Here is a 13,357-nt window from a genome sequence, read left to right as displayed (position 1 = left end):
CGAGCCCCGGCATGCGCGCCCCTCCCCGGGGGGGGGCAAGGCACAGCTCTGGAGAGGGCGGGAACGGTCATGACAGAATCGGGGCTCCTTTCGGGGCCAGTCTGGGCGTGAAGGATTAACGCTTCGTTACGGCACCGCGCGCTGCGCCCCCGATTCGCGCAACACCCCCCGATTCGCCCCGATCCTGACCGGTCATCCCCGGGCGGCGCGGCCAGAGCGCCGCCCTCGCCCCCACCCCCGTCCGCCCTGTCCGCGCCCGAGCCCCCTCGCCGTGCACAGGCCCCCTGCGCCCCTGCGCCTTGGAGCGGCCCGGCCCGGCCTTACCTTGCACAGGATACACAGGGGGAATCGGCCATGCGGACGGTCAACGGGCTTCACCATGTCACCACCCTCGCCTCGGACGCACAGAGGAACGAAGCCTTCTGGCGCGGGCGGCTCGGGCTGCGCCGGGTCAAGGTCACGGTCAATTTCGACGCGCCCGAGGTCTATCACCTCTATTTCGGGACCGGGACGGGCGATCCGGGATCGCTGATGACCGCCTTTCCCTTCCCATGCCGCACGCGGCACGCGCGGGGCCGGCGAGGCCGGCGAGACCGCCTTCGCGGTGCCGGAAGACAGCCTGCCCTTCTGGCAGGACCGTCTGGGCGGCCGCAGGGAGACGCGCTTCGGTGAGGCGCGGCTGGCACTCGAGGGGCCCGATGGCGAGGGCATCGCCCTGGTCGGCACGACGGATGGGCGCGCGCCCTGGACGGGCGAAGGCCTGCCCGCCGGATCAGCCGTGAGGGGGCTCCATTCCGTGACGCTCACCCTGCGCGATGCGCGGCCGATGGTCGATCTGCTGGCGGCCCTGGGCTATCGCGAGGACGGACGCGAGGGGCCATGGACCCGCATGCGCATCGCCGGGAACGGCGCCGATGCCCTGGACCTGCACGAGGATCGCGACGCCCCGCCAGCCCGCCAGGGCGCGGGAAGCGTGCACCACATCGCCTTCTCCGTCCCCGACAGGGCCGCACAAGACGCGGTACGGCAGGGCTTCGTCGATCTGGGCCTGCGGCCGACGCCGCCGATCGACCGCGACTATTTCCAGTCGGTCTATGTCCGCACGCCCGGCGGCATCCTCTTCGAGCTGGCCACCGAGGAACCGGGCTTTGCCCGGGACGAGCCGCCCGAGGCCCTGGGCCGCGTGCTGCGCCTGCCGCGCCAGCATGCCCATCTGCGCCCGCGGCTGATCCGCTCGCTCCAGCCCCTGCCGGGGCTCGCGATGGAGGACCCGGCGGGGGGCCCGGCCTGATCGCCGCGCGGCGGCAACCCGGTCATCCCCGATCGGCATGGGGGGCCGTCCGCCGACGACAAGGGCCGCCCTGCGGGGCGCCCCTGAGGAATGGCTGCGGCCTTTGGCGCCGGTCCAGGCTCAGGCGCCGGTCCGCTCGCGTCCGCCAGGCTGGGCGCCGGCCTTCACACCCGCCCACAGCCGCTTGTTGGTCAGATAGAGCAGCACGGCGAGGACCGTGAGGAAGAGCACGCCGGTCAGCCCTGCCTGCTTGCGCTGGTTCAGCTTCGGTTCGGCTGCCCACATCAGGAAGGCGGCCACATCCACGGCCTGATGTTCGAGCGTGTTGGGCGCGCCGTCATCGAAGGTCACGACACCGTCGTCGAGCGGCGGGGCCATCGCGATCCAGGAGCCGGGATAGAGGTGGTGCCCCTCCTCGTCCTTGCACTCCTCCGGGTAGCCGCCGGCGGCGAAGGCGATGTTGTAGTAGCCTTCGAAGTCCTCGGGCGCGCAGTCCGGCGGCTCGCGGTAACCGGTCAGGATCGAGGCGATGTATTCCGCCCCGCCCATGCCGTTGAAGAGCTGGTTGAGGCCGGTGCCGTAGGGGCCTTGGAAGCCGGCCCGGGCCTTGGCCATCAGGCTGAGGTCGGGGGCGTTCGACAGGCTCGAGCGCGGAAAGCGGTCCGCGGGCGTCGCCGGCCGCTCGGCGCCCATGCCGTCATCGAGCGTGGGATCGAAGACGGTGAACTGTTCGGCATAGGCGCGCATCTGCTCCTCGGGGAGCTCGGGGCCGCCGGGCTCGCTGAGGTTGCGGTAGGCGACGTAGCTCAGGCCATGGCAGGCGGAGCAGATCTCGGTGAAGACCTTGAGGCCGCGCTGGAGCTGGATCGGGTCGTAGGCGCCGAAGGGTCCCTCGAAGGGGAAGGCGAAATCCGTCACCTCCCCCTCGCCCGCCGCCTGGACGGCAAGGGGCGCAGAGAGGGCGAGGGCGGCGCCGAGGGCGAGTCGCTTGAGCATCGTCATGGTCCTCATCACTCGGCGGGCTGGGCGCCGAACTGCTTGCTGCCGCCGGTCTTCGCGGCGTGGCGGGCGGCGAAATCGGCCTCGATCGACACGGGCGGGGTGGCGGGCCGCTCGAGGATGCCGAGCAGCGGGAGGATCACCAGGAAATAGGCGAACCAGTAGGTGGCACCGATCAGGGCGATGTAGGGATAGATCCCCTCGGCCGGCATGGCGCCGACCCACATCAGCATGATGAAGTCCAGCACCAGAAGCGCATACCACCAGCGGAACATCGGCCGGTAGCGGCCCGAACGCACCAGCGAGGTGTCGAGCCAGGGCGCCAGAGCCATCACCAGGATCGCCCCGAACATCGCCAGCACGCCGAAGAACTTGGCGTCGATGATCCCGAAGGACAGCCAGTTGACCGCGATCACCACCCAGACATCCGCGGTGAAGGCGCGCAGGATCGCGTAGAAGGGCAGGAAATACCATTCCGGCACGATATGCGACGGGGTCACCAGCGCATTGGCCGGAACATAGTTGTCCGGATGGCCGAGGAAGTTCGGCATGAAGCCGACGATGGCGAAGAACACCGCCAGGATCACCGCCAGGGCGAACAGGTCCTTGATCACGAAATAGGGCCAGAAGGGAACGGTGTCGCGCTTGGCCTCCTCGACCGAGGAGCGGCGCACCTCCACCCCGGTGGGGTTGCCGTTGCCCGTGGTATGGAAGGCCCACATATGCACGATGGTCAGCCCCAGCAGCACGAAGGGCAGCAGATAATGCAGCGAGAAGAAGCGGTTGAGCGCCGGCTGACCGACCGCCCCGGCCCCGAGCAGCCAGGTCTGGATGGATTCGCCCACGAAGGGAATGGCGCCGAACAGGCCGGTGATCACCGCCGTCCCGTGGAAGGACATCTGGCCCCAGGGCAGGACATAGCCCATGAAGGCCGTGCCCATCATGATCAGGAACATCAGAATGCCGATGATCCAGGTCACCTCGCGCGGGGACTTGTAGTTCCCGTAATAGAGGCTGCGGAAGATGTGCATGTAGACGGCGAAGAACATCAGCGATGCGCCGTTCATGTGGAAATAGCGGATCATGTGACCCGCATTCACATTGCGCATGATGTGTTCGACCGAGGCGAAGGCCATGTCCACATGCGGCGTGTAGTGCATGACCAGCACGACGCCGGTGACGATCTGGCCGACCAGGGCAAAGGTCAGCACGATCCCCCAGATCCACATCCAGTTGAGATTCTTGGGCGTGCGGATCGTGATGAAATTGTGGATCAGCGAGAGGACGGGCAGCCGCCGTTCGAGCCACTTCTCTCCGCGGGTCTTGGGGACGTAGTCGTCATGCAGGACACCGGACATGGGGCAGGCTCCTCAGCCGATCTGGATGGTGGTCGCGTCCACGAAGGTCGCGACGGGGACAGGAAGGTTGCGCGGCGCCGGGCCGCGACGGATGCGGCCCGCCGTGTCGTAATGCGAGCCGTGGCAGGGGCAGAACCAGCCGCCGAAATCCCCCGATTCGCCCAGAGGCACGCAACCCAGATGGGTGCAGACCCCCCATCTGCACGAGCCAGGTGCCTTCCGGCAGCTCGGACCCTTCGGGATTGGGCAGGGCGCGGTTGTCGTCGGACGCGGGCGCATCGGCCGGAAGATTGGCGTTGTTGGCCTCCGGATCGGGCAGGCTGGCCACATCGGCCTCGCGGGCGGCCGCGATCTCCTCCTCGGTGCGGGCGCGGATGAAGACCGGCTTGCCCTGCCAGAGGACGGTGATCTGCGTTCCCGGCGCGACCGCGCTGACATCCACACGGATCGTGCTGAGCGCCTGGACATCGGCGGAAGGGTTCATCTGGTCGATGAGCGGCCAGACGGCTGCCCCCGTCACGACCGCGCCGGCGCCGGCCGTCGCGTAATAGATGAAATCGCGGCGGGTGCCCTGCGGTGCTTCGGTCTGCGACACGGGAACCTCTCTCTTCGGCTGAGGCGGACAGGCCGCCCATGATGGCTGGGGGCGGACCACCCGGCAGCCCGCCCTTTCGGGCGCGTGTTTAGCCATGGAAATCCCGCCCGTCCAGCGTCCGCCGGCGGGTTGCCGGCGCCCGATCCCGCGGCGCAACGACGCGACGCAGACGAAGCGGGCCCAAGCCCCCATTCTCCGGCCCGGGCAGGGCCATCGGGCGGAACAAGGGGGGCGGAACAAGGGCGGGGCGTCTTGCGGCGGGAACGGCGGCGGCTAGGCTGGCGCGGCCTTCGCCCCGAAGAGGCCGCCCGAGGAGACCGCCTTGACCGACGCCGCCCCCCGACGGCACCGCCGCCAGCCAGCCCGCCGCGGACCCGATGCGTTTCGCCCCCGCCGGTGTCCCTGCCCTGCCCCTGACGGCGGTCGCCCCGGAGGCGCTGGAGACGACGCTGGCCGCGCTGCCCCCGGCACAGGCGGATTTCCTCCGCGCCACCGGCTTTCGCGCGACCGCGGGAGAGGTGGCCCTGCTGCCGGCGGAGGGGGGACTCGCCGGGGCGCTGCTGGGATGCGGCACGGCCGAAGCGCGCCTGCGCCAGCGCTTTGCCCTGGCCCGGGCGGCGCAGATCCTGCCCGCGGGAATCTGGCGGCTCGAGGGCGCCACCGCCGCTGAGGCGCGCGAGACGGCCCTGGGCTGGCTGCTCGAGGGATACCGCTTCGCCCGCTACAGGGACCGCGAGGCCCCCCGCGCGCGCCTGATCGCCCCCGAGGGGGTCGATGCCCCGGCCATCGAGCGCCTCGCCCGGGCCGAGCGGCTTGCCCGCGATCTGATCAATACGCCGGCCGGGGATCTGGGCCCGGCCGAGCTCGAGGCGGCCGTGCGCGAGGTCGCCGCACCCTTCGGCGCCAGGGTGACGACGATCCGGGGCGAGGCGCTGGAGAGGGGATTTCCCCTCATCGCCGCGGTCGGCCGCGCCGCCCCCCCCGCGCCGCGCCCCGCGCCTCATCGAGATGGTCTGGGGCGAGGCCGGGCCGGCCCTCACGCTTGTCGGCAAGGGGGTATGCTTCGACACCGGCGGGCTCGACATCAAGCCATCGGCCTCCATGCTGCTGATGAAGAAGGACATGGGGGGCGCGGCGGCGGCGCTGGCCTGCGCGCAGGTGGTGATGGAGGCCGGCCTGCGGATCCGGCTGCGCCTGCTGATCCCGGCGGTCGAGAATGCGCTGGGGCCCGATTCCTTCCGCCCCGGCGACATCCTGCGATCGCGCAAGGGCCTCACCGTCGAGGTCAACAACACCGATGCCGAAGGGCGGCTGATCCTGGCCGATGCGCTGGCCCTTGCGGCCGAGGGCGAGCCGGGCCTGACGGCCAGCTTTGCCACGCTGACCGGAGCGGCGCGGGTCGCGGTGGGGCCGGACATCGCCCCCTTCTTCACCGATGACGATGCGCTGGCCGGGGCGCTGATGCAGGGCGGGCAGGACTGGTTCGATCCCGTCTGGCGCCTGCCCTTCCACGCCCCTTACGAGGGGCTGATCGAACCGGGGATCGCCGATCTCGACAATGCGCCGTCGGGGGGGATGGCGGGGGCGATCACCGCAGCGCTGTTCCTGCGCCGCTTTGCCCCGCCGCGATACGTCCATTTCGACATCTATGCCTGGAGCCAGTCCGATCAGCCGGGGCGCCCGAAGGGCGGGCTGTGGCAGGGCGGGCGGGCGCTGCTGGCCGCCCTGCCCGAGGCGCTGGGCCTGTGATGGACCCCCGCCTGACCCCCTTCTCGGGCCGGGTCGCCGCGGAACGGCTGCGCGGCCTGGTCCCGGCCGAGCGCTTCGTCCCCGGCGAGCGGCGCCGCATCGCCCTGCCCGTGGCCGATCTGCGGCGCCAGCCGGGGGGGATGCGCGACCGTCAGCTCCTGTGGGGCGAGGAGGCGATCCTGTATGAGGAGCGCGAGGGATGGGCCTTCGTCGAGGCCGCGCGCGACGGCTATGTGGGCTGGATGCGGGCCGAGGCGCTCGCCCCCGCGCGGGAGGCCACGCATCGCGTCGCCGTGCCTGCCACCCATCTCTACGAGAGCGAGAGTTTCAAGGGCGGCGATCTGTGCCATCTGTCCTTCGGCGCCCGCATCACCGTCACGGCCGAGCGCAAGCGCTTCTGGGAAACCCCCGAGGGCTATGTCCCGAAGCCCCATCTGCGCCCGCTCGACCGGCCCTTCGCCGATCCGGCGACGGTGGCACAGCTCTTCTTCGGGGTGCCCTATCTGTGGGGCGGCAACTCGGTGCTGGGAATCGACTGTTCGGGCCTGGTGCAGGCGGCGCTGCTGGCCTGTGCCATCCCCTGTCCCGGCGACAGCGACCTGCAGCAGGATCTGGGCGAGGCCCTGGCCGACGGCGAAGCGCTGCAGCGGGGCGACCTGCTGTTCTGGCCAGGCCATGTGGCGATGGCCGTGGACGACAGGACGCTGATCCACGCCAATGCCCATCGCATGGCCGTCACCTATGAGCCGCTGGAGGCCGCCATCGCCCGCATCCGTGCCCAGGGCGAGGGCGAGGTGGTGGCACGGCGCCGCATCATCGGGCCGGACCGCCCCCCGGCCCCGGCTAGTCCACCGGCCTAGTCCACCGGCCTAGTCCACCGGCCGGGGCTTGGGCTCGAGCACGCGCAGCACCTGCGCCAGATCGTGGCCGCGGCGCAGGATCTGGCCCAGTTCGCCCAGGACCGCGAACTGCCCCTGCCGGTGGCGCAGGGCGGGACGCTTCTCGATGCGGTAGAGGGGACGTTCGGCCGTGCGCCGGAAGACGGCAAAGACCGCCACATCGGCGCGATGGGTGATCGCACTAGTCGCGCCATTCGCCGGCGGCGACCATCCGCCCGTAGAGCGAGAGAATCGCCGACAGCTCTGCCCTGTCGAAGGAGACGGCGGGGGCGATGGCGGCGGCAGAGGGAAAGGGCAGCGTGAGCGCAGTCATTCCCCGACTCTGGGGCGCCCCGCGGCGCGGATCAAGCCCTGCCCGCCCGCGCCATCCCCCGTTGCGGCCGCCCCTGTCGCGACCGGGCCGGGGCCTTGGGGTCAGCCGCAGGTGACGCTGGCGACGCGGTCCTGCGCATCAAGCTGGAAATTGATGCGGTTGGGGTTGTAGTCCATCGTCACCATGTCGCCGGGGCGGATGATGCGCACCGGTCCGGGAAAGGCCGCCGGATCGATCAGGGCGGCGTCGCGACCCAGGAACTCGGCCGACAGGGCGGCCTCGTCGCAGGTGGCGGGGGGCATGGCGGGGGCCATCGGCATGCAGGCCGGAAGCACCGGCAGGGCAGCCAGCAGGAGGGAGAAAGGACGGAGGATTCGCATGCCGCCGAGATTAGCATCCGGACCGGCCTGCGCCAGCGGTTGAAAAGCCCCGCCCTTCGGGGCAAGCCTGTTTCCGCCGAAGACCCGAGGGAGGATCATCCATGCGCACCCGCGCCGCCGTGGCCCTGAAGGCCGCCAGCCCGCTCGAGATCATGGAGGTAGAGCTCGAGGGCCCCCGCGAAGGCGAGGTGATGGTGGAGATCCGCGCCACCGGCATCTGCCATACCGACGAATTCACCCTGTCGGGCGCGGATCCCGAAGGGCTGTTCCCCTCGATCCTCGGCCATGAGGGGCGGGGTGGTCGTCGAGGTCGGCCCCGGGGTGAAATCGGTGAAGCCGGGCGACCATGTCATCCCGCTCTACACGCCCGAATGCCGGGAATGCCCGTCCTGCCTGAGCCGCAAGACGAATCTCTGCACCGCGATCCGCGCCACCCAGGGCCAGGGCCTGATGCCCGACGGCACGACCCGCTTTCGCCTGACCGACGGCACGCCGGTGCTGCACTACATGGGGTGTTCGACCTTCTCCCACCACACGGTGCTGCCCGAGATCGCCGTGGCGAAGGTGCGCGAGGACGCCCCCTTCGACAAGATCTGCTATATCGGCTGCGGCGTGACGACCGGCATCGGCGCGGTGCTCAATACCGCGCAGGTGGAGACGGGGGCGACCGCGGTCGTCTTCGGCCTGGGGGGGGATCGGGCTCAACGTCATCCAGGGGCTGCGCCTGGCCGGGGCGGACATGATCATCGGCGTGGATCTCAACCCCGCGCGCGAGGCCTGGGGCCGCCGCTTCGGCATGACGCATTTCGTCAATGCCAGCGAGGTGCCCCCCGCCGAGATGGTGCCGCATCTTGTCAACATGACCAGGCGGCGGGGCGACATGATCGGCGGGGCGGACTATACCTTCGACTGCACGGGCAATGTGCAGGTCATGCGGCAGGCCCTCGAATGCGCGCATCGCGGCTGGGGGGTGAGCGTCATCATCGGCGTGGCCCCCGCCGGGGCCGAGATCAGCACAAGGCCCTTCCAGCTCGTCACCGGGCGGGTGTGGAAGGGCACCGCCTTCGGCGGCGCGAGGGGCCGCACGGATGTGCCGAAGATCGTGGACTGGTACATGGAGGGCAAGATCGAGATCGACCCCATGATCACCCATACCCTGCCGCTCGAACGGATCAACGAAGGCTTCGACCTGATGCACCGGGGCGAAAGCATCCGCAGCGTCGTCATCTACTGATCCGCCCGGACAGACGCCGGCGGACCCCCGCCCGCCGGCCCGCACCCGCGGACCCGCAGCAGCCCCCATCCCGCCCCGCAACCGGCCCCGGAGCGAGCCCATGCGCGAATCCGAACGCCCCCTCCTGGCGGTCCTCATCGACGCCGACAACACCTCGCCCCGGTATGCCGGCGCCATCTTCGAGGAGATCGCCGCCCTGGGAGAGGCCTCGGTGCGCCGCGCCTATGGCGACTTCACCAGCCAGCAGATGGCCGGCTGGAACAAGGTGCAGGCGGAACACGGGATCGTCCCCTCCCATTCGCCGGCCTATTCGGTGGGCAAGAATTCCTCGGACATCTCTCTTGTCATCGACGCCATGGACCTGCTCCATACCGGGCGCTTCGACGGCTTCGTGCTGGTCAGTTCGGATTCGGACTTCACGCGCCTGGCCAGCCGCATCCGCGAACAGGGGCTCGATGTCTACGGCATCGGCCAGCAGAAGACGCCGGAAGCCTTCCGCAAGGTCTGCAAGCGATTCATCTTCCTGGAAAATCTGGGCGCCCCACCGCCCCGCCCGACACCGCCCGGACAGAAGCCCGAACCGGCCGAAACCGCCCCCCCGCAAGGCCCGCGGCCGACCGCCCCGCTTCAGGAAGCGCGCGACATCATCCTGCGCGCCATGAACGCCATCGACCAGGAAGAGGAATGGTATGCGCTGGGCGCGCTGGGACAGTTCATCATGCGCGCCAATCCCGATTTCGACACCCGCACCTATGGCCGCAAGAAGCTGTCCGATCTCATCCAGGATCTGAAGATCTTCGAGACCCGGCGCGATTCGACCAACCAGCTTCTCGTGCGGCGGCTCGACTGAGAGGATTGACGACTTTTGGAATCATTCTAAATTCGCGGCATGCTGTCGCGATTCTCCTCCCGCCGCCGCCTCGACGAGCTGTCCGAGCGCGAGATCCTCGCCCTCGCCATCTCCAACGAAGAGGACGACGCGCGCATCTATCGCGGCTTCGCCGAGCGGCTGCGCGAGGCGTTCCCGGCTTCGGCAGCCGTGTTCGAGGGCATGGCAGCCGAGGAGGACGATCACCGCCGCCGGCTGATCGAGGCCTACCGCGCCCGCTTTGGCGAGGTGATCCCGCTGATCCGGCGCGAGCATGTCGCGGGGGCCTATGCCCGCGCGCCGGTCTGGCTCGACCCCGCTCTGGGGATCGAGCGCATCCAGGGACTCGCGCGCGAGATGGAAGTGGCGGCGGGAGCCTTCTATGCGGCTGCGGCGAAGCGGACGACGGATGCGCGCACGCGCGAGCTGCTGGGCAGCCTCGCCGCCGCCGAGGCCGGACATGTCGAGCGGGCCAGGACGCTGGCCGAGACGCATCTGACCGAGGAGGCGCGCCGCGCCGAAGCGGCAGGGGCGCATCGGCAGTTCGTGCTGACATGGGTGCAGCCGGGGCTGGCGGGGCTGATGGACGGATCGGTCTCGACGCTGGCGCCGATCTTCGCCACCGCCTTTGCCACGCGCGATCCCTGGACGACCTTCCTTGTGGGCAGCGCAGCCTCGGTCGGGGCGGGCATCTCCATGGGCTTCACCGAGGTCGCCTCGGACGACGGGGTGATCTCCGGCCGGGGGGCGGCCTGGAAGCGGGGGCTGGCCACCGGCGTGATGACCACGCTGGGCGGCATGGGCCATGCCCTGCCCTATCTGATCCCGGACTTCCGCACCGCCACCGCCATCGCCATCGCCATCGTCTTCGTGGAGCTCTGGGCCATCGTCTGGATCCAGAACCGCTTCATGCAGACGCCCTTCCTGCGGGCGATCTTCCAGGTCGTGCTGGGCGGGGCGCTGGTCTTCGCCGCGGGCGTGCTGATCGGCGGGGGATGAGGCGGTGCCCACGCTCTGGATCGACGCCGATGCCTGCCCCGTCCGGGCCCGAGGCCGTGGCGGCAGGCCTGCGCCACCGCTGGCGCGTGCGGCTCGTCTGCAACGGCGGAATCCGACCCTCCGCCCATCCGGGAGCCGAGCTCGTCATCGTGCCCGAGGGGCCGGACATGGCCGACCGCGTCATCGCCGAGGGCTGCGAGGCGGGCGATGTGGCGGTGACGGCGGACATCCCGCTGGCCGCCCGGGTGATCGCGGCCGGGGGCCGCGTGGTCAGGCCCGATGGCATGGCACTGGGGCCCGGCAATATCGGACCGGCGCTGGCCGCGCGCGACCTGGCCGCCGATCTGCGCGCGGCGGACCCCTTCCGGCAGGGCCGCAGCCGGGCCTTCGGGGCCGCCGAGCGGCGCCGCTTCCTCGATGCCCTGGAACGGGCACTCCGGGGGGTCTGAGAAGGGGGATCCGAGAAGGGAGATCCGAGAAGGGGGATCCGAGAAGGGGGCTGAGAGCAGGCCGGGAACCGGGCGGAGCAGACGCAGCGGCGCGGGCAGACCGGGGCGCGTCGGGGACAGGACAGACGCCCCCCGGCCGCCATGCTGCGAAGAGACCGCCATGACTCCCCCCGCCCCCCGTTCCGTCGCCCCCCCTGCCGCTGCCGCCCCTGCCGCTGCCGCCCCTGCCGCTGCTCCGGGCGCGGCTGCCGCGCCGATCCTTCTTGCGATCGGGGGCAGCGCCGTGCTGACCGTCAACGACATGGCCGTCAAGGCGCTCTCGGACGCCTATCCGCTGCATCAGGTGGTGCTGGTGCGGGCGCTGATCGGCATGGCGCTGGTGCTGGCGCTGCTGGCGGCGACGCGGGGGCCGCGGCGCATGGCCGAGGGGATCCGCACGCGCCGCCCCGGCCTGCACGCCCTGCGCGTGCTCTGCGTGCTGGCCTCGAATGTCCTCTACTTCCTCGGGCTCGCTGCGATGCCGCTGGCCGACGGGGTGGCGCTGTTCTTCGTCGCGCCCCTGCTGCTCACGGCGCTGTCGGGGCCCCTTCTGGGCGAGCGCGTGGGCTGGCGCCGCTGGACGGCGGTGGGCACGGGCCTGGCCGGCGTCCTGGTCCTGCTGCGGCCGGGATCGGGCACGCTCGACCCCGCGGCGCTGCTCGTTCTGGGTTCGGCGCTGGCCTATGCCCTCATGCATGTCCTGACACGGCGGCTGGCCCCGACGGACGGGCCGCTGGCGATGTCCTTCTGGACGCAGATGGGCTTCCTGCTGGTGGCCTGCGGCATGGGCCTGGCCGCCGGGGACGGGCATCTGGCGGCGGGGCTGGAAAACCCCTCGCTGCGCTTCCTGCTGCGCGCCTGGTCCTGGCCTGCGGCGGGCGACTGGCCCTTCTTTCTTGCCACCGGCCTGGCCGTCGCGGTGGGCGGGCTGATGGTCTCTCAGGCCTACCGGCTGGGCGAGGCGGGGCTGGTCGCGCCCTTCGAATATGTCGCCGTGCCGATGGGCGTGCTGTGGGGGGCGGTGGTCTTCGGAACCTGGCCCGACGCGACCGCCTGGACGGGGATTGCGCTGATCGTCGGGGCCGGGCTCTATGTCATCTGGCGCGAGACGCGCCTGGGACGCAAGACGACCATGGCCGCGCCCGCCCGTGGCGAGGGCGAGGCCCCATGAGGAACGACAGCATGGCAGAACGGGACGCGATCGGCCCGCGCATCATCGGCCCCGAGGCGGAACGGCACCTGGACTGGGTGGAGGTCGCCCGCGCCATCGAGGCCGGCCATGCGCGCCCCCGCGCGCAGATGGAGGATGTCTTCCTGCGCCGCGGCGCGGACACGCTGCTCAACCGGTCGGCCTGGATCGAGGGGCTGGGCATCGCCGTCAAGGCGGCGACCGTCTTTCCCGGCAACCGCCACCGCCCCACCATCGGCGGCGCCGTCAACCTGATGTCGGATGAGGACGGGTCGCTGCGCGCGGTGCTCGATTTCGCGCTGGTCACGAAGTGGAAGACGGCGGCCGATTCGCTGCTCGGGGCGCTGCGGCTGGCCCGCCCCGATTCGCGCGAGCTGCTGGTCATCGGCGCGGGGACGGTGGCGCGCTCGCTGGTGGAGGCCTACCGGGCGGGTTTCCCCGGCATCCGCGTGACGCTGTGGAACCGCACCCCCGCCCGCGCCGCCGCGCTGGCCGCGCAGACGGGGGCCGCCCTCGCCCCGGACCTGGCCGAGGCCGTGCGCCGGGCCGACATCATCGCCTGTGCGACCATGGCCACCGAGCCGGTGCTGCGGGGTGCATGGCTGCAGCCCGGCCAGCATGTCGATCTGATCGGCGCCTATCGCCCCGACATGCGCGAGGCGGATGACGACACCCTGCGCCGCGCGCGGCTGTTCTGCGATTCGCGCCGGACCACCATCCCCCATATCGGCGAATTCCGCGACCCGATCGCCCGCGGCGTGATCGCAGAGGGCGACATCCTGGCCGATCTCTATGACGGGCCGGCCCTGGCCCGCCAAAGCGCAGAAGAGATCACCCTCTACAAGAACGGGGGCGGGGCCCATCTCGACCTGATGGTGGCCTGCCATATCCTCGAGGCCGTCGAGAGGGCGGAGGCCACGGCCGAGCCCTAAGCGCCCCCACGCGCCCCAGGGCCGGGCCGTCTTCGGGCCGCCCCCTCTCCCCCCTCTGCGGTC

The 13,357-nt window shown here is 71.1% G+C and carries 10 protein-coding genes and 5 pseudogenes; 10 read left to right on the top strand and 5 right to left on the bottom strand.

Going from position 1 to position 13,357, the window contains the following annotated elements; genetic code table 11:
- The first annotated feature begins 354 nt into the window (after positions 1–354).
- On the top strand, positions 355–672 hold the full coding sequence (locus RUTHE_RS18290) for a VOC family protein (protein ID WP_342662226.1): 318 nt from the start codon (positions 355–357) through the stop codon (positions 670–672).
- On the top strand, positions 605–1,291 hold the full coding sequence (locus RUTHE_RS08945) for a VOC family protein (RefSeq protein ID WP_021098055.1): 687 nt from the start codon (positions 605–607) through the stop codon (positions 1,289–1,291). Before RUTHE_RS18290 ends, RUTHE_RS08945 begins: the two co-directional genes overlap by 68 nt.
- A gap of 120 nt (positions 1,292–1,411) precedes the next feature.
- Here the strand turns inward: RUTHE_RS08945 and RUTHE_RS08940 are convergent, their stop codons facing one another.
- The 3 genes and pseudogenes from RUTHE_RS08940 to petA form a co-directional block, all read right to left on the bottom strand.
- Positions 1,412–2,293: a cytochrome c1 gene (locus RUTHE_RS08940; protein WP_040645540.1), complete on the bottom strand. Its 882-nt coding sequence runs from the start codon at positions 2,291–2,293 to the stop codon at positions 1,412–1,414.
- A gap of 8 nt (positions 2,294–2,301) precedes the next feature.
- Complete coding sequence (locus RUTHE_RS08935) at positions 2,302–3,648, bottom strand: cytochrome b (RefSeq protein WP_021098053.1); 1,347 nt, start codon at positions 3,646–3,648, stop codon at positions 2,302–2,304.
- Between the two features lie 12 nt (positions 3,649–3,660).
- A pseudogene (gene petA / locus RUTHE_RS08930) lies at positions 3,661–4,243 on the bottom strand (ubiquinol-cytochrome c reductase iron-sulfur subunit).
- A 377-nt stretch (positions 4,244–4,620) separates the two neighbouring features.
- Here petA and RUTHE_RS08925 point away from each other — a divergent pair.
- Positions 4,621–5,992 (top strand): annotated as a pseudogene (locus RUTHE_RS08925) (leucyl aminopeptidase family protein).
- On the top strand, positions 5,992–6,852 hold the full coding sequence (locus RUTHE_RS08920) for a C40 family peptidase (RefSeq protein ID WP_051150428.1): 861 nt from the start codon (positions 5,992–5,994) through the stop codon (positions 6,850–6,852). The pseudogene RUTHE_RS08925 and the gene RUTHE_RS08920 overlap by 1 nt, the downstream one beginning before the upstream one ends.
- A gap of 9 nt (positions 6,853–6,861) precedes the next feature.
- Here the strand turns inward: RUTHE_RS08920 and RUTHE_RS08915 are convergent.
- Together RUTHE_RS08915 and RUTHE_RS16450 are read right to left on the bottom strand one after the other, a co-directional pair.
- A pseudogene (locus RUTHE_RS08915) lies at positions 6,862–7,204 on the bottom strand (DUF2794 domain-containing protein).
- 101 nt (positions 7,205–7,305) lie between these two features.
- Positions 7,306–7,584, bottom strand: a complete 279-nt coding sequence (locus RUTHE_RS16450) for an I78 family peptidase inhibitor (protein WP_245542212.1) — start codon at positions 7,582–7,584, stop codon at positions 7,306–7,308.
- Positions 7,585–7,685: 101 nt separating this feature from the next.
- Between RUTHE_RS16450 and RUTHE_RS08905 the strand changes: the two are divergent.
- The 6 genes and pseudogenes from RUTHE_RS08905 to RUTHE_RS08880 all read left to right on the top strand — a co-directional run bounded on the left by RUTHE_RS08905 (position 7,686) and on the right by RUTHE_RS08880 (position 13,294).
- Positions 7,686–8,818, top strand: a pseudogene (locus tag RUTHE_RS08905) (S-(hydroxymethyl)glutathione dehydrogenase/class III alcohol dehydrogenase).
- A gap of 100 nt (positions 8,819–8,918) precedes the next feature.
- Positions 8,919–9,668, top strand: coding sequence for an NYN domain-containing protein (locus RUTHE_RS08900; protein WP_021098044.1), 750 nt, complete (start codon positions 8,919–8,921; stop codon positions 9,666–9,668).
- 39 nt (positions 9,669–9,707) lie between these two features.
- Positions 9,708–10,685, top strand: a complete 978-nt coding sequence (gene mbfA, locus RUTHE_RS08895; RefSeq protein WP_021098043.1) for an iron exporter MbfA — start codon at positions 9,708–9,710, stop codon at positions 10,683–10,685.
- A gap of 4 nt (positions 10,686–10,689) precedes the next feature.
- Positions 10,690–11,134 (top strand): annotated as a pseudogene (locus RUTHE_RS08890) (DUF188 domain-containing protein).
- A gap of 160 nt (positions 11,135–11,294) precedes the next feature.
- Positions 11,295–12,344, top strand: coding sequence for a DMT family transporter (locus tag RUTHE_RS08885; protein WP_021098041.1), 1,050 nt, complete (start codon positions 11,295–11,297; stop codon positions 12,342–12,344).
- Positions 12,345–12,355: 11 nt separating this feature from the next.
- Positions 12,356–13,294, top strand: coding sequence for an ornithine cyclodeaminase family protein (locus RUTHE_RS08880; RefSeq protein ID WP_040645539.1), 939 nt, complete (start codon positions 12,356–12,358; stop codon positions 13,292–13,294).
- Positions 13,295–13,357 lie beyond the last annotated feature (63 nt).

Source organism: Rubellimicrobium thermophilum DSM 16684 (assembly GCF_000442315.1).
Lineage (GTDB): Bacteria > Pseudomonadota > Alphaproteobacteria > Rhodobacterales > Rhodobacteraceae > Rubellimicrobium > Rubellimicrobium thermophilum.
This window is presented reverse-complemented; position numbering and strand designations above follow the sequence as displayed.

Coding starts and splice junctions, on each gene's coding strand:
- RUTHE_RS18290 (WP_342662226.1), top strand. CDS start 355: ATGCGGACGGTCAACGGGCTTCACCATGTCACCACCCTCGCCTCGGAC.
- RUTHE_RS08940 (WP_040645540.1), bottom strand. CDS start 2,293: ATGACGATGCTCAAGCGACTCGCCCTCGGCGCCGCCCTCGCCCTCTCT.
- RUTHE_RS08935 (WP_021098053.1), bottom strand. CDS start 3,648: ATGTCCGGTGTCCTGCATGACGACTACGTCCCCAAGACCCGCGGAGAG.
- RUTHE_RS08920 (WP_051150428.1), top strand. CDS start 5,992: ATGGACCCCCGCCTGACCCCCTTCTCGGGCCGGGTCGCCGCGGAACGG.
- RUTHE_RS16450 (WP_245542212.1), bottom strand. CDS start 7,584: ATGCGAATCCTCCGTCCTTTCTCCCTCCTGCTGGCTGCCCTGCCGGTG.
- RUTHE_RS08900 (WP_021098044.1), top strand. CDS start 8,919: ATGCGCGAATCCGAACGCCCCCTCCTGGCGGTCCTCATCGACGCCGAC.
- mbfA (WP_021098043.1), top strand. CDS start 9,708: ATGCTGTCGCGATTCTCCTCCCGCCGCCGCCTCGACGAGCTGTCCGAG.
- RUTHE_RS08885 (WP_021098041.1), top strand. CDS start 11,295: ATGACTCCCCCCGCCCCCCGTTCCGTCGCCCCCCCTGCCGCTGCCGCC.
- RUTHE_RS08880 (WP_040645539.1), top strand. CDS start 12,356: ATGGCAGAACGGGACGCGATCGGCCCGCGCATCATCGGCCCCGAGGCG.